The organism is Microbacterium sp. B19 (assembly GCF_000333395.1).
Taxonomy (GTDB): Bacteria; Actinomycetota; Actinomycetes; order Actinomycetales; family Microbacteriaceae; genus Microbacterium.
Map to the genome: position 1 here is coordinate 1 of NZ_BADA01000525.1, position 3,207 is coordinate 3,207.

General features: G+C 68.2%; 3 protein-coding genes and 1 pseudogene. All 4 read right to left on the bottom strand.

Translation table 11 applies throughout. The features are described 5' to 3' along the window. Nucleotides 1-714, bottom strand: a 714-nt coding sequence (pgk, locus tag I5G_RS17965) for a phosphoglycerate kinase (protein WP_022880296.1), incomplete at its 3' end; no start/stop codon positions are given. 6 nt (nucleotides 715-720) lie between these two features. Continuing rightward, nucleotides 721-1,731 (bottom strand): type I glyceraldehyde-3-phosphate dehydrogenase, encoded by a 1,011-nt coding sequence (gene gap, locus I5G_RS17970; protein ID WP_022880297.1) that lies wholly within the window; start codon nucleotides 1,729-1,731, stop codon nucleotides 721-723. A 104-nt stretch (nucleotides 1,732-1,835) separates the two neighbouring features. After that, nucleotides 1,836-2,462: a superoxide dismutase gene (locus I5G_RS17975; RefSeq protein WP_022880298.1), complete on the bottom strand. Its 627-nt coding sequence runs from the start codon at nucleotides 2,460-2,462 to the stop codon at nucleotides 1,836-1,838. A 205-nt stretch (nucleotides 2,463-2,667) separates the two neighbouring features. Further along, nucleotides 2,668-3,207, bottom strand: a pseudogene (gene whiA, locus I5G_RS23425) (DNA-binding protein WhiA); the annotation flags it as partial.

Below are 3,207 nucleotides of genomic sequence, written 5' to 3' on the forward strand. Positions count from 1 at the left end.
GACCTTGTTGCCCTCGGCCGCGAGGAACGTGAACATCATCCCGCCACCGACGAGCAGCTTGTCGACGCGCGGCAGCAGGTGCTCGATGACACCGAGCTTGTCGCTGACCTTCGAGCCGCCGAGCACGACCGTGTACGGACGCTCGGGGTTCTCCGTCAGGCGATCGAGGACCTCGAGCTCCTTCTGGATGAGCAGGCCGGCCGCGGACGGCACGATCTGAGCGAGGTCGTAGACGCTGGCCTGCTTGCGGTGCACGACGCCGAAGCCGTCCGACACGAGCGCGTCGCCGAGTTCGGCGAGTTGACGTGCGAACGCCTGGCGCTCGGCCTCGTCCTTCGAGGTCTCCCCCGGGTTGAAGCGGAGGTTCTCGATGACGGCGACGTCCCCGTCCTCGAGCGAGGCGACGGCCTCGCGCGCGGACTCGCCGACCGTGTCGCGGGCGAACGCGACCGGCTGGCCGAGGAGCTCGGACAGGCGCTGCGCGACCGGCTCGAGGGAGTACTTCGGGTCGGGCGACCCGTCGGGACGGCCCAGGTGCGAGCACACGACGACGCGAGCGCCGGCGTTGATCAGGGCGTTGAGGGTCGGCAGCGACGCGCGCACGCGGCCATCGTCCGTGATGACGCCGTCCTTGAGGGGGACGTTCAGGTCACAACGGACGATGACGCGCGTGCCGGCCAGCGACCCCAGCGATTCGAGGGTGCGCAGAGCCATGGAGGGTCAGAGACGCTCGGCGACGTACTCGGTCAGGTCGACGAGACGGTTGGAGTAACCCCACTCGTTGTCGTACCAGGACGAGACCTTGACGAGGTTGCCGGACACGTTGGTCAGCTCGGCGTCGAAGATCGAGGAGTGCGGGTTGCCCTGGATGTCGCTCGAGACGATCGGGTCCTCGGTGTACTCGAGGATGCCGGCGAGGCGACCCTCGGCGGCGGCCTGCTTGTAGACCGCGTTGATCTGGTCGACGGTCAGGCCCTCGGTGGGCGTGACGATCGTGAGGTCGACGATCGAGCCGGTGGGAACGGGCACGCGGTACGACGAGCCGCTGAGCTTGCCGTTCAGCTCGGGCAGGACCAGGCCGATGGCCTTGGCGGCACCGGTCGAGGCGGGCACGATGTTGATCGCTGCGCCACGCGCACGGCGGAGGTCGCTGTGCGGGCCGTCCTGCAGGTTCTGGTCGGCGGTGTACGCGTGGGCGGTCATCATGAAGCCGCGCTCGATGCCGAAGGCGTCGTTGAACACCTTCGCCAGGGGGGCGAGGCAGTTCGTGGTGCACGACGCGTTCGAGATGATGACGTCGGTCTCGGGGTTGTAGGTCTCTTCGTTCACGCCCATGACGATGGTCGCGTCGTCACCCGTGGCGGGCGCCGAGATGAGGACCTTCTTCGCGCCACCGGCGACGTGCTTCTTGGCATCCTCGGCCTTGGTGAAACGGCCGGTCGACTCGATGACGATGTCGACGCCCAGCTCGCCCCAGGGGAGGTTGGCGGGGTCGCGCTCTTCGAAGACCTTGATGGTCTTGTCGCCGACGGTGATGGAGTCTTCGGTGTACGAGACGTCCTCGGACAGCACGCCGCCGACGGAGTCGTACTTCAGCAGGTGCGCGAGCGTCTTGTTGTCGGTGAGGTCGTTCACCGCCACGATTTCCAGGTCTGCACCCTGCGCGAGAGCCGCGCGGAGGTAGTTGCGTCCGATACGGCCGAAGCCGTTGATTCCGATCTTGACGGTCACGGAATATCTCCTGAATCAGTTGTGCGCGAGAAGCGCGTGATTGCGGTGTTCGCTGGCGGACAACGGCGTCCCGACGGGGTGTCCCGTCGGGACGCCCACGCCGTTTACGACAGTACCAGCAGACCCGCGGTCTTCTCACGGGCGGCCGCGAAGCGCTCCTGCGCATCGGCCCAGTTGGCGATGTTCCAGAACGCCTTCACGTAGTCGGCACGGACGTTCTTGTAGTCGAGGTAGTAGGCGTGCTCCCACACGTCGAGGAGGAGCAGCGGCACCGTGCCGGCCACGATCTGGCCCTGCTGGTCGAAGAACTGCTGGATGATCAGGTTCTCACCGATGGAGTCCCAGAAGAGACCCGCCCAGCCGGAGCCCTGGACGCCCAGAGCGGCCGCGGTGAACTGGCCGCGGAACGCGTCGAACGAGCCGAACTGGTCGTCGATGGCGGCCTCGAGGTCGCCGGTCGGCTTGTCGCCGCCGTTGGGCGAGAGGTTCGTCCAGAAGATCGAGTGGTTGGTGTGACCGCCCAGGTTGAACGCGAGGTCCTTCTGGAGGCGGTTGATGTTCGCGAAATCGCCCTTCTCGCGCGCCTCGGCGAGGAGGTCGAGCGTGGTGTTCGCGCCGTTGACGTACGTCTGGTGGTGCTTGCTGTGGTGCAGCTCCATGATGGTCGCGCTGATGTGCGGCTCCAGCGCGGCATAGTCGTAGGGCAGTTCGGGCAGCGTGTACTTCGCCATGTTCTCTACTTCCGAATCGGCGCTGCACCGAAGCCTCGGCGCAGCGAGGGTGACGTGTTCATCCTACTGAGCAGCAACGCAGCGGCTACGGGGTTGCTTCCCCAAATGACGCGGAGTATTCGCCCGGGCGCGTCGCCAGCGGCCGTGGCGCAGAAACGGAGAACGGATCCCAGGGCTCCGGCATCCGTTCACAGGTCGGCGTGGGTCAGTCGTCGGCGCCGACGGGCACGGCCGCCTCGGTGCCGGGGATGCCCTCGGCCTCGGCCTTCTTGTCGGCCATCGCGAGCAGGCGACGGATGCGACCGGCCACCGCGTCTTTGGTGAGGGGCGGGTCGGCGTGGTGCCCGAGCTCGTCGAGGCTCGCGTCGCGGTGCGCGAGGCGCAGCTCGCCGGCCTGCTGCAGGTGCGCCGGGACCTCGTCGCCCAGGATCTCGAGCGCGCGCTCCACGCGGGCGCAGGCCGCGACCGCCGCCTGGGCGGACCGGCGGAGGTTGGCGTCGTCGAAGTTGACGAGACGGTTCACGCCGGCGCGCACCTCGCGGCGCTGACGCATCTGGTCCCACTCCCCTGCGGTGCGGCGGGCGCCCATCTCGAACAGGGCGCTGCGGATCGCCTCACCGTCGCGCACGACGACACGGGGAACACCGCGCACCTCGCGCGCCTTGGCCGGGGATGCCGATGCGGTGGCCCGCACCCACGAGCGCCCATCGCGGTCTCGGACGACGGGGCACGCGATCTCGAGCGC

Excerpts from the sequence above, each read along its gene's own strand:
- I5G_RS17975 (WP_022880298.1), bottom strand. The coding sequence starts at position 2,462 with ATGGCGAAGTACACGCTGCCCGAACTGCCCTACGACTATGCCGCGCTG.